The 21,606-nt window shown below is 71.7% G+C and carries 18 protein-coding genes; 8 read left to right on the top strand and 10 right to left on the bottom strand.

What is annotated here, in order from left to right:
* Positions 1-27: 27 nt before the first annotated feature.
* From PYR72_RS41175 to PYR72_RS41160, 4 genes are all read right to left on the bottom strand, one after another.
* Positions 28-1,656 carry a thiamine pyrophosphate-dependent enzyme gene (locus PYR72_RS41175; protein WP_275460012.1) on the bottom strand — a complete coding sequence of 543 codons (1,629 nt, stop codon included), beginning with the start codon at positions 1,654-1,656 and terminating at the stop codon, positions 28-30.
* Positions 1,657-1,762: 106 nt separating this feature from the next.
* The gene (locus PYR72_RS41170; protein WP_275460011.1) at positions 1,763-2,500 is read right to left on the bottom strand and encodes a helix-turn-helix domain-containing protein; all 738 of its coding nucleotides are present in this window, start codon (positions 2,498-2,500) and stop codon (positions 1,763-1,765) included.
* Positions 2,497-3,516, bottom strand: coding sequence for a carbon-nitrogen hydrolase family protein (locus PYR72_RS41165; protein ID WP_275460010.1), 1,020 nt, complete (start codon positions 3,514-3,516; stop codon positions 2,497-2,499). The genes PYR72_RS41170 and PYR72_RS41165 overlap by 4 nt, the downstream gene beginning before the upstream one ends.
* A 20-nt stretch (positions 3,517-3,536) precedes the next feature.
* Complete coding sequence (locus PYR72_RS41160; protein WP_275460009.1) at positions 3,537-4,904, bottom strand: amidase family protein; 1,368 nt, start codon at positions 4,902-4,904, stop codon at positions 3,537-3,539.
* 239 nt (positions 4,905-5,143) lie between these two features.
* On the opposite strand from PYR72_RS41160, the gene PYR72_RS41155 reads away from it, so the two are divergent.
* From PYR72_RS41155 to PYR72_RS41135, 5 genes are read left to right on the top strand one after another with little or no spacing between them, the layout of a single operon-like run.
* On the top strand, positions 5,144-6,466 hold the full coding sequence (locus tag PYR72_RS41155) for an ABC transporter substrate-binding protein (RefSeq protein ID WP_275460008.1): 1,323 nt from the start codon (positions 5,144-5,146) through the stop codon (positions 6,464-6,466).
* Entirely contained in the window at positions 6,463-7,191 is a 729-nt protein-coding gene (locus PYR72_RS41150) for an ABC transporter ATP-binding protein (RefSeq protein ID WP_275460007.1), read from the top strand. The genes PYR72_RS41155 and PYR72_RS41150 overlap by 4 nt, the downstream gene beginning before the upstream one ends.
* Positions 7,188-7,928, top strand: coding sequence for an ABC transporter ATP-binding protein (locus PYR72_RS41145; protein ID WP_275460006.1), 741 nt, complete (start codon positions 7,188-7,190; stop codon positions 7,926-7,928). Before PYR72_RS41150 ends, PYR72_RS41145 begins: the two co-directional genes overlap by 4 nt.
* Positions 7,925-8,797 carry a branched-chain amino acid ABC transporter permease gene (locus tag PYR72_RS41140; protein WP_275460005.1) on the top strand — a complete coding sequence of 291 codons (873 nt, stop codon included), beginning with the start codon at positions 7,925-7,927 and terminating at the stop codon, positions 8,795-8,797. The genes PYR72_RS41145 and PYR72_RS41140 overlap by 4 nt, the downstream gene beginning before the upstream one ends.
* The gene (locus PYR72_RS41135; RefSeq protein WP_275460004.1) at positions 8,794-9,813 is read left to right on the top strand and encodes a branched-chain amino acid ABC transporter permease; all 1,020 of its coding nucleotides are present in this window, start codon (positions 8,794-8,796) and stop codon (positions 9,811-9,813) included. Before PYR72_RS41140 ends, PYR72_RS41135 begins: the two co-directional genes overlap by 4 nt.
* A gap of 18 nt (positions 9,814-9,831) precedes the next feature.
* Here PYR72_RS41135 and PYR72_RS41130 read toward each other — a convergent pair whose 3' ends face one another.
* Positions 9,832-11,055: an MFS transporter gene (locus PYR72_RS41130; RefSeq protein WP_275460003.1), complete on the bottom strand. Its 1,224-nt coding sequence runs from the start codon at positions 11,053-11,055 to the stop codon at positions 9,832-9,834.
* 2 nt (positions 11,056-11,057) lie between these two features.
* The gene (locus PYR72_RS41125; protein WP_275460002.1) at positions 11,058-12,428 is read right to left on the bottom strand and encodes an FAD-dependent oxidoreductase; all 1,371 of its coding nucleotides are present in this window, start codon (positions 12,426-12,428) and stop codon (positions 11,058-11,060) included.
* A 381-nt stretch (positions 12,429-12,809) separates the two neighbouring features.
* On the opposite strand from PYR72_RS41125, the gene PYR72_RS41120 reads away from it, so the two are divergent.
* Positions 12,810-13,181 (top strand): metalloregulator ArsR/SmtB family transcription factor, encoded by a 372-nt coding sequence (locus tag PYR72_RS41120; RefSeq protein WP_275460001.1) that lies wholly within the window; start codon positions 12,810-12,812, stop codon positions 13,179-13,181.
* Between the two features lie 323 nt (positions 13,182-13,504).
* Here PYR72_RS41120 and PYR72_RS41115 read toward each other — a convergent pair whose 3' ends face one another.
* Both PYR72_RS41115 and PYR72_RS41110 read right to left on the bottom strand, forming a co-directional pair.
* The gene (locus PYR72_RS41115; protein WP_275460000.1) at positions 13,505-14,296 is read right to left on the bottom strand and encodes an aquaporin; all 792 of its coding nucleotides are present in this window, start codon (positions 14,294-14,296) and stop codon (positions 13,505-13,507) included.
* A 201-nt stretch (positions 14,297-14,497) separates the two neighbouring features.
* The gene (locus PYR72_RS41110; protein WP_275459999.1) at positions 14,498-14,812 is read right to left on the bottom strand and encodes a metalloregulator ArsR/SmtB family transcription factor; all 315 of its coding nucleotides are present in this window, start codon (positions 14,810-14,812) and stop codon (positions 14,498-14,500) included.
* A 101-nt stretch (positions 14,813-14,913) separates the two neighbouring features.
* Here PYR72_RS41110 and PYR72_RS41105 point away from each other — a divergent pair, with 101 nt between their 5' ends.
* Positions 14,914-15,330, top strand: a complete 417-nt coding sequence (locus PYR72_RS41105) for an arsenate reductase ArsC (protein WP_275459998.1) — start codon at positions 14,914-14,916, stop codon at positions 15,328-15,330.
* Between the two features lie 267 nt (positions 15,331-15,597).
* Here PYR72_RS41105 and PYR72_RS41100 read toward each other — a convergent pair whose 3' ends face one another.
* Positions 15,598-16,650, bottom strand: coding sequence for an alpha/beta hydrolase (locus tag PYR72_RS41100; RefSeq protein ID WP_275459997.1), 1,053 nt, complete (start codon positions 16,648-16,650; stop codon positions 15,598-15,600).
* 47 nt (positions 16,651-16,697) lie between these two features.
* Positions 16,698-19,547 carry an alpha-L-rhamnosidase gene (locus tag PYR72_RS41095; RefSeq protein ID WP_275459996.1) on the bottom strand — a complete coding sequence of 950 codons (2,850 nt, stop codon included), beginning with the start codon at positions 19,545-19,547 and terminating at the stop codon, positions 16,698-16,700.
* 628 nt (positions 19,548-20,175) lie between these two features.
* Here PYR72_RS41095 and PYR72_RS41090 point away from each other — a divergent pair.
* Positions 20,176-21,558 (top strand): MFS transporter, encoded by a 1,383-nt coding sequence (locus PYR72_RS41090; RefSeq protein WP_275459995.1) that lies wholly within the window; start codon positions 20,176-20,178, stop codon positions 21,556-21,558.
* Positions 21,559-21,606: the final 48 nt, after the last annotated feature.

Below are 21,606 nucleotides of genomic sequence, written 5' to 3'. Positions count from 1 at the left end.
CCGTGCTCAGCGGGTCAGTTCAGCGGGTCAGGAGGAGTAGTGGGCGTCGGCCTCGACGGCGACTTCGAGCACGAGCGGCTCGCGCCGGTCCGCCAGTGACGGCAGGACCTTGTCCAGGACGGACAGCAGCGCGGTGTGGTCCTCGACCCGTTCGGCCGGGCAGCCCAGGCCCTTGGCCAGGGTGGACACGCTCAGCTCGGTGAAGGCGGGCCAGGCGGGGACGGCGGAGCCCTCGCGTTCGGAGAGGCGGTCCATGATCGCGTAGCGGCCGTTGGCGAGGACGACGAACAGGACGCCGATGCCGTAGTGGGCGGCGCTCCACAGGGCCTGGATCGAGTAGAGGGAGGAGCCGTCGCCGAGTACGGCGACGACCGGCCGGTCCGGGGCGCCGTGGCGGACGCCGATCGCGGCCGGCAGGGCGAAGCCCAGTCCGCCCATGGCGGCGCTGAGGAAGCCGAGGGGCGCGCGGGCGGGCAGCAGCCGGTGCAGGTCGGGGCGGCTGGAAGGGGTCTCCTCGACCACCACGGCCTTCGGGTCGAGCCGTTCGGCGAGAGCGGCCAGTACGTGAGCGGCCCGCAGGGTTTCACCGGGTACGGGCTGCTGAGGCGCGGTCGGCCGGTTCGGCGCCGAGGAACGCGGGACGGCGGGCACCAGCGGGGTCAACCGGCTTACGGTGTCGGCCGGTTCGGCGAGCAGGACCAGCTCCGCCGGGCTGCGGTGGGCCTCTTCCGGGTCGTCGGTGATGACGGCGACCCGGGTGCCCGGCTCGGTGAAGTCGCCGGGGGCGTAGGTGTACTGGCGGAACGCGGCGGCTCCGACGGTGAGGACCGTGTCGTACGGCGCGAGCGCCTCCCGCAGTGCGGGGCGGACCGCGGGCAGGTGGCCGGCGAAGAGGCGGTGGTCCTGGGGGAATCCGGCGCGGGCGCCGAACGGCTCCTGGTGGACCGGGCAGTCCAGTCGCTCGGCCAGTGCGACGAGCGCCTGCCAGCCGTCCGCCGTGTCGTTTCCGGCGCCCGCCACCAGACAGGGCGAGTCGGCGGCCGTCAGCAGCGCGGCGAGGTCGGCGAGGTCGGCGTCGGAGGCCGTACGACCGCCTCGTACCGCGAGCGGTCCGCGCGGGGCGGCCTGAGCCACCGTCTCCTCGGCTTCGGCGAACCAGTCGTCCATCGGGACCACCACGACCGCAGGGCCTCGGCCTTCCTGGGCCTCGTGCCAGGCGCGGGCGACGGCGCCGGGGACGTCCTGCGGACGGGCCGGGGTGTGCTGCCACACCGGGTACTCCCCCGCGAGTCCGTCCAACCGCCCGGCCAGGAACGGCTCGTGGGGCAGATGCCGGCGGTCCTGCTGGCCCACGAGCACCACCAGGGGTGCGCGGTTGGCGCGGGCGGTGGCCAGGGCGCTGACCGCGTTCCCGTATCCGGCGGTGGTGTGCAGCAGGACGAGCGCGGGGCGACCGGTGGCCAGGGCGCTGCCGGAGGCCATCCCGACCACCGAGCCCTCGTGCAGTCCGAGCACGAAGGAGATGTCGGCGGGCAGGTCGGCGAGAAAGCCGACCTCGGTGGAGCCCGGGTTGCTGAAGAGGGTGGTGAGGTCGTACTGGCGCAGGACGTCGAAGGTCTGTTCCTTGACGGTCCTGGCGTGGGCGGCCGTGGTCATCGCGGGTCCCCTTTCTGGCAGGACTGGACGCTAGACCGCCCAACCCCGGGGGGCCATGGGCACGTTCGCTATGCGAAACGTGCCGTGGCTCGGACAGCCGCCCGAGTCAGTCGACCCCGGGCAGGACCGCTCCGGTGGACAGCTCTCCGCGCAGCCGGCCGGTGATGAGGCGGGCGGTGTCGAGGACGGCCTCGATCTGTGGCGGGCCGGGGTGTTCGACGGTGAAGGCGATCGACACGGCGGCGACGGCGTGGCCGGGCGCCGACACGACCGGCGCCGAGACCGTCCCGAGGCCGCGCACGACCTCGTTGCGTGTGGTGGCGTAGCCGCTGGCCCGGGCCCGGCTGATCTCCGGTCGCTCACCGCGCAGGTGCGGCTCGGCGGACAGCATGGCGATGCCCGGGGAACCCAGGGTCAGCGGATGCCGGTCGCCGGGGATGTAGACGGTGCGTGAGCGGGTGCTCTCGACCTCGACGGAGACCAGCGTGACCGCTTCTTCGCCGTCCCGGACGACGAAGAAGGAGGTCAGGCCCACGCGCGCGGCCAGCTTGGCGATCTCCGGTTTGGCGATGCGCTGGAGCATGGGCAGGGTGCGCCGGCCCAGTGACTGCGCGCGGGTGCCGATGACGTACCCGTGCGTGGTGTGCGCGACCAGGTGGTGGTCCTGGAGGGTGCGCAGCAGCCGGTAGACGATCGAGCGGTGCAGCCCCATCTGCTGGCTCAGCTCGGCCAGCGTCAGCGGTACGTCCGACAGCGCGATCACTTCCAGCAGCCGAAGGCCCCGGTCCAGGGTCTGGACGGGGGGCCGGCCGGGCGGCGGGGGGCCTTCGGCGGGTCCGGTCATGGCTCGGGGATCTCGTCGTCCAGGGACGGAAACGCCGGAAACACTGTCTCGGCGGGGTCTCCCTCCCGGACCACGGGTCGGCGGGCTTCGCGACGGTGAACGAGGTAGGTGGCGTCGGCGCGCGCGTAGTGCCCGGCCGGGTCGTAGGCGTTCTTCGCGAGGTCGATCTCGTCGAGGTCGATGTCGGCGTACACCAGTGCCTCCTCACCCTCGTCGACGTCCTTGGTGAGGGTACGTCCGTCGGGGCCGAAGATCCGGGAGCAGCCGCCGCCGGCTGTGAGCAGGCGGCGCTGCTCGGGTGTGGACGCGAAGACGTCGATGCCGGCCGGGGAGATGACCTGGGTGGCCATCAGGACGAAGGCGCTGCCCTCGATGGCGTACACCTGGGTCACGGCGGTGTTGGCCTCGGCGCTGAGCTGGAAGGCCAGGTCGCGGTAGAGACCGAAACACGGCCAACTGGCCACGTGCACCTGCTCGTTCTGCGCGTACAGGGCGTACTTGCTGAGCGGCTGCACGTGTTCGGCGCAGTTCAGGGCGCCGAGCCGGCCGAGCGGGCTGTCGACGACCTTGAGGTCGCTGCCGTCGCCCTCGCCGAACAGGGCGCGCTCGACATGGGTCGGCTTGAGCTTGCGGCGGTGCAGCAGCACGCTGCCGTCGGCGGCGATCACGGTCTGGGTGATGTAGAGGCTGCCGTGGTCCTTCTCGCTGTATCCGAGCGCGACGGTGATGCCGTGCCGGCGGGCGGCGCGGCGGATCGTGGTCAGCCCGTCGCTGTCGGGTGCGAGGGAGGCGGCGTGGTAGCGGCCGACGAAGGGGACCTGGCCGGCGACCGCGCCCAGCCACAGGAAGTGCGGGTAGCCGGGGATCCACACTTCGGGGAAGGCGATGAGCGAGGCCCCGCCCCGGGCCGCTTCCGCGATCAGGTCGACGGTCTTGGCGACCCCGGCCTCGGCATCGAGCCAGGCGGGTTCGGCCTGGACGGCCGCGGCCCTGAAGCGGCGGGTGGTCTCTGTCATGTCCGATCGTCTCCTTCTCTTCATGCTCCCGCTTCCAGGAGCTTTTCGACCAGCAGGCCGAGGCCCAGGAGCCGTCGGTCGGTGTTCCAGGGCGCGTCGAGCGCCACACCCACCGGGAGTCCCGGGCCCGCCGACCGGGCGGGCACGGTGAGGCCGGGAAGGGCGGCGACGCTGCCGGGTCCCGTGTTGCGGATGTAGGTGGGAAAGGTCGGACGCGGGTCGCCGTCCAGCCGTACCCGCTCGGTGTCGGTGTCGAGCCGTCCGGCGGGCAGGGGTGTGGTGGGGAAGAGCACGGCGTGGGCTCCGGTTTCGCGGAAGATCCGCCGGTAGCCGTCCACGAGGACGCGGCCGCGGATTTCGAGCGCGGCCTTGTACGCCGTCTCGGTGACCGCCTGCGGGAACACGACCCGTTCCATCGTCGTGCGTACGTCGGGGTGGGTGATCCGGGTCAGGAGTTCCGCCGGTTCCGTGCCGCCCGTCACCCTGCTCAGGTACCCGGGCAGCCGCCTGGCCGCCTCGTAGAGGGTGATCGGGAATCCGGCCAGTTCCTCGGCGGTCTCGACCTCCGGCAGCCGTACCGGCACGAGCCGGACCCCGGCGGTCCTCAGGACGTCCAGGCAGTGCCGCCACACCTCGGCGGTGCGCGGGTGCAGCGGCTCGGTGAAGTGGTGCTCGGGGACGCCGAGCACGACCGCGCGCGGGTCGGGTGCCTCGGCCGGGCCCGGGTCGGCGGCGAGGACGGTGTCCAGGAGGACGAGGTCGGCGACGGTCGCGGCCATGGGGCCGATGGTGTCGCGGGTCCACGACAGGGGCGTCACTCCCCCGGTGGGGTAGCGGCCCGTGGTCGGGCGCAGGCCGGCGATGCCGGTGAGCGCGGCCGGGACGCGGACCGAGCCGCCGGTGTCGGTGCCCAGACCGGCCGGGGCCAGACCGGCGGCGACGGCCGTGGCGGTGCCGCCGCTGCTGCCGCCCGCGAAACGGTCGGGGTCGGCCGGGTTGCGGGCGGGTCCGTACGGGCCGCCCGCGGTGGTGGCGCCCAGGGCCAGCTCGTGCATGTTGGTCTTGCCGAGCACGATCGCGCCGGCCGCGCGCAGCCGGGTGATCGCCTGCGCGTCGCGGTCCGGGACGAATCCGGCGAGCGCCTCGCAGCCCGCGGTGTTGGGGAGCCCGGCGACGTGGATGTTGTCCTTGACGGCGATCGGCAGCCCGTGCAGCGGGCCCCGGGAGGGGGCTCGGTCCGCTGCCGCGGCTTCGGCGAGGGCGCGGTCGGCGTCGAGGGTGACGAAGGCACCGAGGTCACGCGCCCGCTCCGCACGCGCGATGAGGTCCTCGGTGAGCGAGACGCTGGTGAGCGTCCCGGCGGCGAGCCTGGAGAGGGCGGTCTGCATGGGCGGACCCTATGGGCCTCGCCGCCGCCGGCGAACAGGACTGCTTCGCAATGCGAGACTCCGGAAGGGCGGCGCGGCCCGCGTACAGCCGATGTCTCATTCAGGTCACCGACGGCCCGCCGTCTCTCATATCGAATCCATGCCCTGTCCAGGCACGGACGGCGGGCCTACGTTCGCGGCCACTTCCACCACTCCGCCGCAGCCCCCGACCTGCGGCTCAAGGCCCTCCGGAGCCCGCCATGGAACACCCCGCGAAGAAGCCCTCCCGCCGCAACGTCCTCATCGGCCTCGGAGCCACCGCCGTGGCGGCCACGCCGATCCTGTCCGCCTGTTCCTCCGGCCTCAAGGGCTCGGGCAGTTCGACCGGCAACACCATCAAGATCGGTTACGTCAGCCCGCGCACCGGCGCCTACGCGGCCTTCGCCGAGTCCGACGCCTACATCCTCAAGCAGGTCCGCGACTTCTTCGCCAAGGGGATCACCTCCGACGGCAAGAAGTACGACGTGGAGATCCTGGACCGGGACACCGGCTCGGACCCGCAGCAGGCGGCCACCATCGCGGACGAGCTGATCTCCCAGGAGCAGGTCGACCTCGTCCTCGTCACCGCGACGCCGGACACGATCCACCCGGTGGCGGCGAAGTGCGAGAGCGAGGGAGTGCCCTGCGTCTCGACCATCGAGCCCTGGCAGGCATGGTTCTTCGGGCGTGGCGGCACGCCGAAGAAGACCTTCACGTACACGTTCCACTTCTTCGACGGCCTTGAGCACCTGACCAGGGTCGAGACCGACATGTGGCGACAGCACGACACCAACAGGAAGGTCGGCGTGCTGTGGCCGAACGACTCCGACGGCAACGCCTTCCGGGACAAGGCCACCGGTTACCGCACACAGCCCTCGACCAAGGGGTTCACGTACGTCGACCCGGGTTCCTACGAGCCCGGTACCAAGGACTTCTCGTCGATCATCGCGACGTTCAAGAAGGAGGGCGTCGAGATCCTCGCCGGCGTGCCCTCGCCGCCCGACTTCTCGACGTTCTGGACGCAGGCCGCACAGCAGGACTTCAAGCCCAGGGTCGCCACCATCTCCAAGGCCATCCTCTTCGAGTCGACGGTGGCCTCCCTGCCGAACGGCCTCGGCAACGGGCTGTGCACGGCGAGCTGGTGGGTGCCGCAGTTCCCCTTCACCTCCACGCTCACCGGTCAGACCGCCACGGCGCTCGCCGACGACTACCAGAAGTCGCCGCTGGCGAAGGTCCGTTCGTGGAACCAGGGGCTCGGCCCCAACCACGCGCTGTTCGAGGTGGCCAACCACGTCCTGCGCAACGCGAACCCCAAGGACCGCGAGGCCGTCGCCGCCCAGATCGCGAAGACCAGCCTCGACACCGTCCTCGGTCACCTCTCCTGGACGGGCGGCGGTGCGGCCAACCCGGTCAAGAACGTCGCCACCATCCCCATGGTCGGCACCCAGTGGATCAAGGGCAGCGGTGACAGGTACGACCTGAAGGTCGTCAGCAACAGCCTGCTGCCGATGGTCGAGCCCGACGCCAAGGCGGCGGACCTGTGACCACTCCCCTGCTCGAAGTGGACCATCTCGCCGTGCGTTTCGGTGAGTTGCTGGTCCTGGAGGACGTCGAGCTGACCGTCCCCCGAGGGCAGGCCGTCGGCATCGTCGGCCCGAACGGTGCGGGCAAGTCCACCCTGCTCAGCGCGATCTCGGGCGTCGAGCGCGCGACCGCCGGGACCGTGCGCCTGGCGGGCCGTGACGTCACCCGCACCTCCGCTGCCGAACGATGCCGGCTCGGCGTCGGCCGCTCCTTCCAGATACCGCGCCCCTTCGGCGACCTGACCGTGTTCGAGAACGCCCTGGTCGGTGCGGAGCGGGGAGCGCGACTGCGTGGCGGTCCCGCCCGCGAACAGGCCCTGCGCGCACTGGAGACCGCCGGACTGCTCCCCCTCGCCAACAAGCCTGCAGGAACCCTCCCCCTGCTCGGCCGCAAACGGCTGGAGCTGGCACGGGCGCTCGCCACCGGCCCCGATCTGCTCCTCCTCGACGAGATCGCGGGCGGGCTCACCGAGGCCGAGGCGGAGGAACTCGTCGCCACCGTGCTGTCCCTGAAGGAGTCCGGCGTGACGATCCTGTGGATCGAGCATGTCGTCAAGGCCCTGGTCCAGGTCGTCGACCGGCTCGTCTGCCTGGCCTACGGCCGGATCCGCGTCGACGGCGACCCGCACGAGGTGCTGGCCAGCGACGAGGTCGCGGAGGTCTACCTGGGAGGCACGGCGGCATGAGCACAAGCACGCGCCCGCTCCTGCGGGTTGCCTCCGTCGACGCCGGATACGGCGACTTCCAGGCCCTGTTCGGCATCGACCTCGACGTGGCCGAGGGCGAACTGCTCGCCCTGGTCGGCGCCAACGGCGCAGGAAAATCAACCTTGTTGAAAACCATCGCGGGAGCCCTGAAGCCCTTCCGCGGCACGATCGGCCTGGAGGACGAGGACATCACCTCCGAGCCGGACATCCTCCGGGCCCGCAAAGGCGTCTGCCTGGTCCCGGAGGGCCGCCGGCTCTTCCCGTCGCTCACCGTCGAGGAGAACCTCCAGGTGGGCGCCGCCACCGGGCGCAAGGGCCCCTGGAACCTGGCCAAGGTGTACGAGGCGATGCCGCTCGTCGCCGACCGCCGCACCCGCAGGGCGGCCCGGCTCTCCGGCGGTGAGCAGCAGGCCGTCGCCATCGGCCGCGCGCTGATGGGCAATCCGCGTCTGCTGCTCCTCGACGAGGTCTCCCTGGGCCTGGCCCCGCTCGTCGTGGACCAGCTCTACACCGCGCTGCCCGGCATCCGCGCCCAGGGCGCGACGGTGATCCTGGTCGAGCAGGACCTGGGCCGCACGTTCGCCGTGGCGGACCGCATCGCGTGTGTCCTGGAGGGCCGGATCGTCCTGACCGGCACGGCGGCCGGACTCACCCGCGACCAGGTGACCGCCGCGTACTTCGGCACCGGCGCCCTCCCGGAGGTGAACACCCCATGACCTGGCTCAACGCAATCCTGCAAGGTGTCCTGCTCGGCGGCATCTTCGCCATGGCCGCAGCGGGCCTGTCCCTCGTCTTCGGCGTGATGCGCATCGCCAACCTCGCCCACGGGGACCTGATGATCCTCGGCGGCTATGTGGCCTCGGTGACAGCGACCCACTACGGCGTCCCGGTCCCCGTCACCATCGTCGTATCGATGATCGCGGTAGGCGGGCTCGGCTACTTGGTCCAACGCACCATGCTGGACCGCGCGATGGGCATTGGCGAACTCGCCCCGATGCTGGTCACCTTCGGTATCTCGGTGATCATCCCGAACGTCCTGGTCCAGGTGTTCAGCAGCGACGCGCAGCCCCTCCCCATCGGCTCGCTCGGCACCGCCGGCATCGACCTCGGCGGTGGCCTGGCCATCGGTTGGTTCCCGCTGATCACGGTCGTGGCAGCGGTCGCGGTCCTCTCCTCGCTCCACCTCTTCCTCTACCGCACCCAGCCCGGCCGGATCGTCCGGGCCACGTCCGACGACCGCGCGGTGGTCCGCCTGCTGGGCGTCGACAACCGCCGCGTGTACGCCCTGACCTCGGTCATCGCCTTCGCGACGGTGGCCCTGGCCGGTGTCCTGTACACGATGCGGCAGGGCGGAGTCACCCCCTTCGAGGGTCAGCTCACCGTCCTGTTCGCCTTCGAGACGGTCATCATCGGCGGTCTCGGCTCGCTGTGGGGCACGCTCGCCGGGGGCGTGGTGCTCGGTGTGGCCCAGTCCGTCGGCGCCCAGATCTCCCCCGACCTTCCCCTGCTCGCGGGGCACGTGGTCTTCCTCCTGGTCCTGGTGTTCCGCCCGCAGGGCCTGTTCGGCAGGAGTGTCCTCGCATGACCGTCCAGACAGCCCCCGCCCCCGAGGCGACCGCCGCACTGCCGCCCGTACACCGGGGCGGCCGGGCCACGATCCTCGGCCTCACGGGCACCGCCGTCGTCCTCCTGACGATGGCGGCCCTCCCCTACGTCGTCGAATCCGGCGTCACGGCCCAACTCGTCAAGCTCTGCTACCTGGTGGCCCTGGCCTCCATGTGGAACCTGCTCGCGGGCTACGCGGGCATGATGTCGATGGGCCAGCAGGCGTTCATCGGCCTGGGCGCCTACCTCCTGTTCCTCGTCAACGACCACGGCGTGAACGTCTACGCGGGCACGCTCGTCGTCTCCGCCGTGGTGGCGCTGCTCGCCTGGCCGGTGTCGTACCTCGCCTTCCGGCTGCGCGGCGGCTACTTCGCCGTCGGCACCTGGGTGATCGCCGAGGTCGTCCGCCTGATCGTGGTCCGTTTCGACTCCCTGGGCGCGGCGAGCGGGCGCACTCTCTCCGACGTCACCGCCGATCCGGTCCTGCGGCGGGCCTTCACCTACTGGCTGGCGCTCGCCGTCATGGCCGCGGCCGTGCTCGGCACCTACGCCGTCCTGCGCAGCCGCCTCGGTCTGAGCCTCCAGGCCATCCGCGACGACGACACGGCCGCCGGTTCCCTCGGCGTGAACGTCACGCGCGGCAAGCGGATCATCTACGTCACCGCCGCGGCCGGATGCGCCGCCGCCGGCGCGGTGATCTGCGTCAACAGCCTGGGGGTGGCGTCGCCGACGCAGATCTTCGGGGTGCAGTACTCGGCTCTGATGGTCTTCATGGTGATCATCGGTGGCATCGGCACGATCGAAGGCCCGGTCATCGGCGCGATCGCGTACTTCCTCCTCGACAAGTACTTCGCGCAGAGCGGTGTCTGGTACCTGATCGTGGTGGGCGCGGCGGCCATCGTGGTGTCGCTGTACCTGCCGCGGGGACTGTGGGGAACGCTGGCGCACCGCACAGGGTTCGCCGTCTTTCCGGTGCGCCACACAGTCCGGTCGTAGTCCGGTCGCCGTGCTCGCTCAGCCGTCATGTGTCCGCGGTCGGGTGCCCAGGGCTGTGATGGCGGCGGCGGCCGAGAGGGCGGTGAGTACGGCGAAAAGGGCCGGATAGCCGCCGAGCGGGCCGGCGATGAGCGTTCCGGCGAAGGGGGCGAGGGCGGCGGCGGTGTGGGCGGGTGCGGCCAGGAGGCCGGAGAGGCGGCCGTAGTGGGTGATGCCCCAGCGGTCGGTGACGGCAGTGGCCTGGAGGAGGGTGAGGTTGCCCCGGATGACTCCGGCCAGCACCGACAGCGCGACGAGCAGCGGGTAGGGCCCGGGAAAGAGGGCGAGGGCGGCTGTGGTGAGTCCGCCGAGGCCGACGAGGGTGGTGGTGCGGGCGACGGTGCCGGTGTGGCGGGCGAGGGCGGCGTAGAGGGTGCGGCCGAGGGTCTGTCCCGCGCCTCCCAGCCCGAGGGCCCAGGCGGCTTGGGTGGTGGTGTAGCCGCGTGCGAGGAGGAGAGGGACGAGGGTGATGACGACGGCGTACATCGCGAACGCGGAGAGGGTGAAGGTCGCCGCCAGCATCCAGAACGCCCGGCTGCGCAGGGCCGGGTCCGGCCCCTCGGCCGGGCGGTGCGGGCCGGCGTCGGGAGCCGGCGGCCAGGGCGCGCGGAGAGCCAGGGCATGGGTGGGGATGGTCAGAACGGCGAGGATCGCGGCGAGGACGGCGTAGGTGGTGCGCCAGGAGTAGTGGCCGGCGAGGACGGCGGTCAGGGGTGCGAACACGGTGGAGGCGAGTCCGCCGGCGAGGGTGACGACGGTCAGGGCCCGGACGTGGTCGGGAGCCCACCAACGGGTGAGGGCGGCGAAGGCGGGCGGGTAGAACGTGGCGGCCATCGCCGCCCCGGCCAGCAGCCATCCAGCGGTGAAGACCGTGAGGTCGGGGGCGGTGGCCACGACGAGCAGGCTGAGCGGGCCCAGGACGGATCCGGCCGTCATGACCGTGCGGGGGCCTCGGCGGTCCAGCACGCGGCCCACGTGGATGCCGACGACGGCCGAGACGATGAGCGCGGCGGAGAACGCGGCCGTGGTGGCACCGCCGGGCCAGCCGGTGCTCTCGGTGATGGCGGGGTTGAGGACGGGGAAGGCGTAGTAGAGGACGCCCCAGCTGGTGATCTGCGTGGCGCACAGGGCGGGCAGCACGGCGCGTGGCCGCGGCCGGACCCCCGTCCCGGTCGCGGCCACGCCGGCCTCGGTGTTCGGCACCGTCAGCAGCCGCCGGAGGAGACCGCGGCGGCGGGAGCGCCGATGGTGAGGGGGGCCGGTGCCGCGCAGCATCCGCCGCCGCTCTGTCCGGCGGTCTCCGGCTGGTCGAAGAGGCCGGCGCCGCCGCACACGCCGGTTTCGGGGAGGGTGAGTTCGACGCGCTCGGCGGCCTCGCGGTCACCGGCGAGGTGGGCGGCGATCGAGCGGACCTGCTCGTAGCCGGTCATGGCCAGGAAGGTCGGGGCGCGGCCGTAGGACTTCATGCCGACGAGGTAGACATCCTTCTCGGGGTGGGAGAGCTCCGCCTGACCGTGGGGAGGGACCGTGCCGCAGGAGTGCTGGTTGGGGTCGATCAGCGGAGCGAGGTCGAGCGGGGCCTGCAGGCGCTCGTCGAGGCCGAGGCGGAGTTCACCGAGGAACGTCAGGTCGGGGCGGAAGCCGGTGAGCACGATGACCTCGTCCACCGCCTCCAGGCGGCGGCCGTCCTCACCGACCAGGACCAGGCGGCCGTCACCGTCCCGCTCGAAGGCGTCGGTGCGGAAGCCCGTGACGGCGTCCGCGTAGCCGCCGTCGACGGCGGCTTTCGCGGCGAGGCCGAGGGCTCCGCGGGCGGGCAGCTGGTCGGCTTCGCCGCCGCCGAAGGTGGAGCCGGAGATCCCTCGGCGCAGAATCCAGGTGGCGTGCGTGCCGGTGCCTCCGTCCGTCATGGCCAGGTCGGCGAGGTAGGCGAGGGCGGTGAACGCGGAGGCGCCGGAGCCGATCACGGCCGTGCGCTTGCCCGCGTACCGGGCACGGACGGCCGGGTCCTTCAGGTCGGGGACGCGGTAGGTGACCCGGTCCGCGGCAGCCGCCTCCCCCAGGGCCGCGAGGCCGCCGGCGCCGGCGGGGCCCGGGGTGGACCAGGTGCCGGAGGCGTCGACGACCGCGCGGGCGAACAGGCGCTGTTCGCGTCCGTCGGTGGTCTCGATGTGGACGGTGAAGGGCTGGGTGTCGCGGTCGGCGTCGACGATCCGGTCCCGGCCCGCACGGGAGACACCGGTGACGCGGGCCCGGTAGCGGACGCGGTCGCCCAGGGTGTCGGCGAGGGGCTGCAGGTAGAGGGCGGCCCAGTCCCCGCCGGTGGGGTACGTGGCAGGGTCGGGCCGGGTCCAGCCGGCCTGTGCGAGGAGCTTCCCGGCGGCCGGGTCGACGACTTCCTCCCAGGTGGAGAACAGGCGTACGTGCGCCCACTCACGCGTGGCCGTTCCGGCGTGCGGGCCCGCTTCGAGGACGAGGAAGTCCAGGCCGCGCTCGTGGAGGTGGGCGGCGGCGGCCAGGCCGGCGGGGCCGGCCCCGATCACGACGACGGGCAGGTCGGTGGTGGTCTCGCTCATGACGTGTCTCCGGGTTCTTCGTACGTCGGACGGGCGGGCGGGGCAGACGGGGTGGGCTCGGGTGGTCAGCAGCGGCCGGCGCCGGTGGCGACGGCTTCGCGCTTCGCCTGCGCGGCACGGCAGGCCAGGCCCGCCTCCGGTGTTTTGATGAATGTCGATGTACTGGTGCGCCAGCATGACACCTGATTCGATGAACGTCAACATAGACATTCGTCGAATTCAGGAGGACACCCGTCGAGCGCGGCGACAAGGAGGCCATCGGCGGCGACCGGCCAGGGCCGCTGGCTGCGCATACCCCGCCTCCCGGCGGGACCGAGGCCGGCACCCCCGTCCACCGCGCCCGCCCTACCGGCCTGATTTGACATGTGTCAACATAGACGCATGTCGAATGCGAAGGTTCTGCCGCTCCTGGAGCCCGAGGACGTCGCCCCGTGCTGCCCTCCCCTGAACGAGCGCCCCATGTCCGCGGACGAGGCCGAGATCGCGGCGAAGATGTTCAAGGCCCTCGGCGACCCGGTCCGGCTGCGCCTGTTCTCCGCCGTCGCGTCCCACGAGGGCGGAGAAGCCTGCGTATGCGACATCTCCGACGTCGGCGTCTCCCAACCCACCGTCTCCCACCACCTCAAGAAGCTGAAGGAGGCCGGGCTGCTGTCCTCGGAGCGGCGCGGAACGTGGGTGTACTACCGGGTCGAGCCCGCCGTCCTCGCCACCATGGGCGCCCTGCTGTCCGGCACCGCCGAGGCAGCCGTGTGAGCGGGGGCCGGACAGCGGCGCCGCCACGCGGGCACGCCGGGCAGGCGCCGGCGACCCATCGGGCCGGGATCGACGCGGGCGACGCCACCGGTGCCCCCTCCGAGCCGTCGGCGAGGTAGCGCACCGGCCGGCGCATCGCCCGCGTCACCCGCGCACGGCCGGTCGCACGGCCGGTGAGGCAGGCGGCGATCCGGGTGCCGGAGGCGCGGCAGATGAGGCGGCTACCCTCGCGGGAAGGAAGGGCCGCGCCCAGGTACAGGTCGCACCGACGACGGTGCGCGCCCGCAAGGCATCACCGATCACCCCCACCCCCGCGTGCCGCGTCAGCCCGCGGACGACCCCTCGACCCCCTTGTCGTGCCCGTCGTCCATGAAGATCAGGGCGACCAGCGCCAGGCCCACGACGGCACCGATCAGTTGCATGCCGATGAACGCGACCACCGAGGAGGGAGCGATGCCGGCGAAGGTGTCGGTGAACGCACGGCCGATGGTGACCGCCGGGTTGGCGAAGGACGTGGAGGAGGTGAACCAGTACGCGGCGCCGATGTAGGAGGCGACCGCGACGGGCGCGAACCGCAGCCGATCCGTACGGGCCAGCCCGAAGATCAGCAGGATCAGGCCCGAAGTGGCCACCACCTCACCGAGGAGCAGGTTGCCCGCGGAGCGGTCATGGGTGGACCACGTCACCAGCGGCTCCCCGAACATCGCATCGGCGAGGATCGCGCCCGAGATCGCACCGACGATCTGGGCGGGCACATACACGGCCAGCTCGCGCAGGGTGACCCCGGCTCCGCCGCGGCGGGCGGTCCACCACTCGGCAAGGCTGACGACCGGGTTGAAATGGGCGCCGGAGACCGGGCCGAGCAGAGCGATCAGGACACCGAGGCCGAAGACGGTGGCGGTGGAGTTGGCCAGCAGTTGCAGGGCGACGTCGTCCGTCAGCCCGGTGGCCTGGATACCGGAGCCGACCACGACCGTCACCAGGGCGGCGGTCCCGACCAGCTCCGCGGCCGCGCGGGCGGCCAAGGGCTTTCGGGGCGGGGTCGCGCCCGGTGCGGGCTGCGGCGACGGATCGGCGGCCACGGCGTCACTCGCTGCGGTTTCTGTGGCGGTCACGACGGGATTCTCCTCGGACAGGTGAGACAGAGGGCGGAAGGCCGGGGCCCTTCTGACGGAACTCCGTGGGAGAAGGTGCGGCGTTGGGCGCGTCCGCGCGGCACGTCGGGCGGACGCTCGTGCTGGAGGTACGTGGACTCTCGCCCGGTGCGGCGGTGGGGGCCTCCCGCTCGGGGGCGGACGGAACGTCGCGGGCGCGGGCTAGAGGCAGGACCGTTTGAGGTTCGCTTCGGCGGTGGCGCGGGCGGTTCGGGCGAGGCCGGTGAACTGACCAGCGAGCGTTTCGATGACGTCCGGGCGCAGGCGGTAGTAGATGTACCTCCCGCACGGCTCCGTCTCGACGACCCCGGCCTCACGCAGCACCTTCAGATGGTTGGACAGGTTCGTCTGCTTCGCCCCCGTCTCCTCCACGAGGTGGGTGGTGCACAGCGTCTCGCGGGCGAGGAGGGTCACGATCCGCAGCCTGAGCGGGTCGGCCAGAACCCGGATCAGATCAGTGTCGACTGACGTCATCATCCGCTGATACTGTCACATCACTCAAGGCTGATACCAGCCTGGGCTGAATCACGCCGCGATCCGACGGCCTGCCGCAGCCCGTCCGCCGTGAAGGAAGAACGATGTCCGCCAGCCCGCTCGCGTCCGTGCTGTTCGTCTGCATCCACAACGCCGGCCGCTCCCAGATGGCCGCCGGGTTCCTGCGCCACCTCGCCGGTGACCGCGTCGAGGTTCGCTCCGCCGGCTCCCTGCCCGGCGACAGGATCAACCCCTCCGCCGTGGCCGCGATGGCCGAACTCGGCATCGACATCTCCGACCAGACCCCCAAGCTCCTCACCCCCGAGGCCGCCCGGGCATCGGACTACGTCATCACGATGGGATGCGGGGACGCCTGCCCGTACTTCCCCGGCAAGACCTACCTGGACTGGCAGCTCGACGACCCCGCCGGCCAGGGCGTCGACGCCGTCCGCCCCATCCGCGACGAGATCAAGACCCTCATCGAGGGTCTCATCTCCGAGATCGACGCCAAGAATTCGTGACCGGCACGACCGGCACCCACGGGGGCGACCGGCTCCCCTGTCCCGCCACCGCTGTACGGGTGACCGACACCGACCGCGACGGAGCCTGACCCGCGAGCAGCGAGCGTGGGTCTCTCTTCGTATGTGCCGAACAAAGGGTCGGACACCCAGTTGAGGATCAGCTCGTCCTGGGTCACGGTGGGTGTCCGTCGACGCGACGGCGACGACCAGGACGGGCTCGACCGCCGGACGGGCCCCGCCGGCTCACCGACTCACCGACTCACCGGCTCACGCACGAGCCTCGATCCACTTGGCCAGCGCCTCAAGTGATTCCTGGCCGTCCGCGGCCGCGGGTCTGTCCAGTGAGCCGTGTGACGCACCGGTGAGCAGATGGCGCCCACACGGCACGCCGGCGTCGGTCAACTGGCGGGCGAAGAGTTCCGCCGACGGTCGCACCGTGTCGTTCTCGCAGTCCAGGAAGAAGGTGGGGGGATGGCCGGGGAGCGGGTCTCCCAGCCCGGCGAAGGCTGCAGGGTCGTTCATATGGTCCGGGCCGGCGTAGTGGAGGTTCTTCTCCGTCAGCCAGTGCGGTTCGAAGCAGGTGCCGTCGGTGGCCCTCCGTATGGCGGCCAGCTCTGCGGGGTCCCAGTCGGGGATTCCGCTGTGCAAGGAGGCGTAGGCCAGGATCAGTGTGCGCGGGGAAGGCTGCTTCTGGTCGCAGAGATACCGGGTGGCGGAGGCGACCAGGTTGCCGCCGGCGCTCGCGCCACCGAGGTGGAGCGCGTCGGCCGTGGCGCCGAGGACGTCGGTGCTGTTCTCGACGGCCCAGTGCCAGCCCGCCAGGACGTCGTCGCGGGGCACCGGATAGCGCACACCGTGCAGGGCCTTGCGGTAGTCGAGGGCGAGCACCGGAATGCCCCGGGCGGCGAGGGCGAGGCCCACCCAGTGGGACTCGTGCATGTCGAGGCTGCCGCTGACGTAGGCGCCGCCGTGGACCCAGACCAGTGCCGAAGTGACCCGCTTGTCCGGATGGCGGTACACCCGGGCCGGTACTCCCGCCGGGCCGAGGCACAGGTGACGAACCGTCACCGTCGCCAGCTCCGGAAAAAGTGCGACCGGATCGATCGGGCTCTGCTGGGCCATGACGCGATCCGCGGCCGGTCCCAGCCCTTCCAGGAGGGCCACGAACTCGCCGAACGGCGGTAGCACGGACTTTCCGTCCTGCGCCCCGCGACGCAGGACGGCCTCCAGTACCGGCGCGGGGAGCCTGCGCAGGACGTGTCCGACGAGCCTCATGCGCAGCCGGCGTGAACGACTGCTCGTACCAACGGGTGTGGACACGCGTACTCCTTGGAGGTGGTGCGGGTGCGGGACAACAGAGGCGGTGCTCAGGAACCGGCGGCCTCCAGGGAGGCGAACTTCTCCTCCAGGTCCACCAGGAACCGGTCGCCGTTGGGCAGCATCCTCGCGACGGAACGCACCGTGGTGCCGGAGGGAGCCGAGGAAGCGCCGTCCTCGATGAAGGCCGCGGCCTCCGGGACATACGCGATGAGCAGGTCCTTGAAGGCGCGCATCCCGTCCTCGCGGTCCATCAGTACGTCCATGTCCATGTCCAGGGACAGCGGCGCTCGCGCAGTGTCGTCCGTCGCGAGGGACACCGTCCAGGTGTGCCGTCCCGAGCCCACCCGCTGCTCCTCCCGGCCGGGCAGGAGCACATCGGCGGAAGTGTTCGGCGGCACGAGGGCTTCGACGGTCAGCTCGCCGCCGGACAGGGACCAGGAGACGGCCGCGTCGCCGTACGGCGTGCGCAGCCCTGCCTCCGCGTGGCTGAGCCCGCCTCCCGGCACGGGCGCGATGCGCAGACGCCGGTAGCCGGGGGCGGCGGGGGCCAGGCCCGCGACCGTGCGGTGCAGCCAGTCGGCGACGGCGCCCAGCGCGTAGTGGTTGAAGGAGGTCATGCCGCTCGGGTTGACCGTGCCGTCGGGCAGCATGCTGTCCCAGCGCTCCCAGATCGTGGTGGCGCCCATGGTGACCGGGTAGAGCCAGGACGGGCATTCGCGCTGGAGCAGCAGCCGGTACGCGGTGTCGGCGTGTCCGGTGTCGGTCAGGGCGTCGCAGATCAGTGGGGTGCCGACGAAGCCGGTGGCGATCTTGTGACCGCTGCCCCGCACCAGTTGGGCGAGCCGGTTTCCGGCGTGGACGCGCTGGTCGGCTGTGGGCAGCAGGTCGAAGCAGAGGGCGAGGGCGTAGGCGGTGGGGGCGTCGGCCATCATCCGGCCGGCGCCGGTGACGTACTCCTTCTGGAACGCGGCCCGGATCTCGGACGCCAGCGTGTGGTAGCGCTCGGCGTCGGCGGTCCTGCCGAGGATCTCCGCGGAGCGGGCGAGAAGGTCGGTGGAGCGGGCGAAGTAGGCCGTGGCCACGAGCTCTCCCGGGGTGGCCGCGGCGTCCGGGCGTCCGGCCGGGGCCGTCGGGTCGAGCCAGTCGCCGAACTGGAAGCCGCTGTCCCACAGTCGGGACTCGCCCGCGAGGCCGGCCACGTGGTCCACCCAGGCGCGCATCGAGTCGTACTGCGCCGCCAGTACCCCGATGTCGCCGTAGCGTTCGTACAGCACCCACGGCACCATGACCGCCGCGTCGCCCCAGGCCGCGGTGGCGGAGTCGGCTCCGGGAACGACCTTGGGCACGACGAAGGGGACGACGCCGTCCTCGCCCTGCTCGGCGGCGAGGTCCGCCAGCCAGGAGGAGAGGAAGCCGGCGCTGTCGTGGAGGTAGGAGGCGGTCGGCGAGAAGACCTGGATGTCGCCCGTCCAGCCGAGACGTTCGTCGCGCTGAGGGCAGTCGGTGGGCAGGTCGAGGAAGTTGCCGCGCATGCCCCAGACGACGTTCTCGTGCAGACGGTCGACGAGATCGTCGGAGCAGCTGAACGTGCCGGTGCGGGCGAGGTCGGAGTGGAGGACGACGGCCTTCACCGCGGTGGCGGCGTCGAAGCCGTCGGGCGCGCCGGTGATCTCGGCGTAGCGGAAGCCGTGGAAGGTGAAGCGGGGCTCGAAGACTTCGGTGCCCTCGCCGCGCAGGGTGTAGGTGTCCGTCGCGGCGGCGGTGCGCAGCGGCCGGGTGCACAGGTCGCCGTTCTCCAGGACCTCGGCGTGGCGCAGCACCAGGTGCCGGCCCGGCTCGCCGGTCACCGTCACGCGCAGCCGTCCCACGAGGTTCTGGCCGAAGTCGAGGAGTGTCCCGCCGGACGGCGTCGTGGTGACGGAGACCGGAGCGATCTCCTCGATACGGCGTACCGGTGGTGCGTCGGGTGCGACCAGTGTGGCGAGGTCACGCCCGAGGGTGCGGACTCCGCGCCAGTCGGCGTCGTCGTATCCGGGTTCCGACCAGCCGTACCGTTCCAGCCGTGCGTCGTACGCCTCGCCGTCGTACAGGCCGGCGGAGACGACGGGGCCGGTTGCCGCCCGCCATGAGCCGTCGGTCACGACCCGCTCGGTGGTGCCGTCCTCGTAGGCCACCTCCAGCTGCGCGAGGAAGGCGAGGCGGTCGCCGTAGACGGCCCGGGTCTTGCCGTCGAAGCCGATACGGCCGCGGAACCAGCCGTCCGCGAGCGTCGCGCCGAGGGCGTTGCGGCCAGGACGCAGCAGGCCGGTGACGTCGAAGGTCTGGTACCGCAGACGCTTGTCGTACGCCGTCCACCCGGGTGCGAGGACGTGGTCGCCGACCCGGCTGCCGTTCAGCTCGGCCTCGTACACACCGAGCGCGGTGGCGTAGAGGCGGGCCGAACGCACGGGGCCGCGCAGGTCGAACTCGTGGCGCAGGAGCGGGGAGGGCTGGTCGAGCTGCGCGTCCTCCTCCCCGTCGGGAGTGATGAAGGCGGCCGACCAGTCGTCGGGAGCGAGCAGGCCCGCCTCGACGGTCGCAGGCTCGCTCCAGGAGGACTTCTCGCCGTCGGTCCCGGTGACGCGGACACGGACGGTGGCTCGGTCGCGGGCCGTCAGCGGTGCGAAGGGCCAGGGGACGAGGACGGAATCGTCCGATGCGATCCGCAGCACGGCCGGCTCCGATCCGTCCCGTCCGGTGAGCTCCACCTCGTAGGCCGTCTGGCGCCAACCGGCGGTGCCGGTGAGCGTGGTCCAGGACAGGCGGGGGGTGGCGGTGCCCAGGCCGAGGGGTTCACGCACATGCTCGAAACGGACCTCGGAAACGCTGACGGCATGGGTGCGGTCTGCCTGGATCATGAAGGGTTCCCCACTTCTGTGAATCGATTCATTCCATGAGCCGCGCCCAGGCCCGCAGTCGGGAGGGGGCTCGAAAACTCTGTGGCTGAAACCCTAGCCATGAAACCCGAATGTCACTAGGTTTTCGCCGTGTGAACTTCCGTCGCATCCCGATCACACGCGTTCACGTGCAGGAGGAAGCCGCCCTCTCCGTCGCTCCCCACCACCGGTGACCAGCAAGTCAGTCACAGGGGAGGGTTGACGGTTCAGGCCATGGCTTCCGCCGTGGCCGCCACGGATCTGAAAGGTTCCAACTCATCGCCTCGGCATCCGCCCCGCCGCCGCAGGCCACACTCTTCGGCTCCGTCCGGGTTCCCCACCGACGTCGCCGCCGCGCCCCGCGGCTGCGCCTCGTGCTCGACAGCCGCTCACCACCGCTCGACGCACCCCGACCGCTCCGCATGAGCGGGCCGGTGCCGTCACCCTCCCGCAGTCCGCCGAGCCGCGCGGACCGCCCTTGACGAGAGGCCACACTGCCGTGTCTTCATCCACCACACCCTCCGCGCCCCCGCCCACCGCTCCGGCGTCCTCGACCGCTGCCCGGCCCTCAGGTCTCGGTGCGCGTCTGGCACTGACAGCGGTGGCCCTGATGTGGCCGACCCAGCTGCTGTCGCTGAGCGGCCTTCTGGGAGGCAACGCCCAGGCATCCGTCGCCCTGCACTTCCACACGACGGAGATCGGCTGGTTCATCCTCATCAACGCGCTGGTCGGCACGGTCATCCTGCCCTTCGTCGTCAAGGCGGCCGACCTGTACGGCAAGCGCAACACGATGATCGCCATCACCGTGCTCGGCCTGGTCGGCGACATCGTCGCCGCACTCGCCACCAACTACGAGACGCTGCTGATCGGCCGCGCCGTCGCCGGCTTCTACGCGCCGATCGCCGCCCTGGCCTACGCCAGCGTCCGTGAGCTCTTCCCTCCCCAGCAGGTCGGCACCGCCAGCGGGTTCATCGGCAGCGGCATCGCGTTCGTGGCCCTGGGAGGCCCCTTCCTCACAGGGTGGCTGCTGGATTCCTTCGGCTTCCGTGGCGTCCTGTGGGCGCTGACCATCGCCACGGCCGTAGGGCTGGTGCTCCTGCTCACCGTCGTGCCCGAGACACCCCACCGGGTGAGCAACACCAGGTTCAACTGGCTGTCCGGGCTGCTCCTGGGCGCCGGAGCGGCGTCGATCATCTACGGCGTGGGCAAGGGCGGGGAGTGGGGCTGGACGGAGGCCGGGACGCTGGGGTTCGTCCTCGGTGGTGTTCTGGCGGTGATCCTCTTCGTCGTCAGCGAGAAGAAGTCCGCCAACCCGCTGTTCGACCTCGCGATGATGTCCCGCCGCCCGGTGTGGAGCGTCATGGTCGCGACCTCCCTCATCGCCGGAACCATCTTCGGCACCGGCGTCATCACGCAACTGCTGGTCCTCTTCCCCAAGATCCCCACGGTGTCGGACGGCCTGGGCATGACCGCCACCCACTTCGCGGTCATCGGCATCCCCTCCAGCATCCTCATCCTCCTCGTCGGCTTCGGCACCGGCGCGCTGCTGCGCAAGCTCGACGCACGCGTCCCGCTGGGCCTGGGCGCCGCACTCGCCTGCCTCGGCTTCGTGCTGTCGCACAGCTGGCACTACACGACCTTCCAGCTGATGATCCTGGGACCCATCTCCGCGTTCGCCATGGGCATGATCGTCGCGTCGATACCCGTGCTCATCATCCAGACGGTCCGCCCCGAGGAGCAGGCCACCGCCAACGGCCTGCAGAACCTCATGCAGGGCGTGGTCCTCACGGTGATCACGCAACTCGTCTACGTGGTCCTCGCCCAGGACAGCCGTGTCGTCCAGGGCACCCGCTTCTACCTGGACACCGGTTACAAGAACGCCATGCTCCTCGGCGCCGGTCTCGCGGCGGCGGGACTTCTGGCCGTGGCCCTGATCCCCCGGCTGAAGCGCGCCGAGGACGTGACCGCGGGCGAGGCCCCGAGCCACTCCTGACCGTGCTCCCTGTCCGGTCCGCCCCGGCGGACCGGACCCCCACCACCG

The organism is Streptomyces sp. VNUA24, assembly GCF_029167005.1.
In the GTDB taxonomy this organism is placed as follows: domain Bacteria; phylum Actinomycetota; class Actinomycetes; order Streptomycetales; family Streptomycetaceae; genus Streptomyces; species Streptomyces scabiei.
Note: the sequence above shows the minus strand (reverse complement) of the source record. Positions and strands in the feature narration are given on the sequence as shown.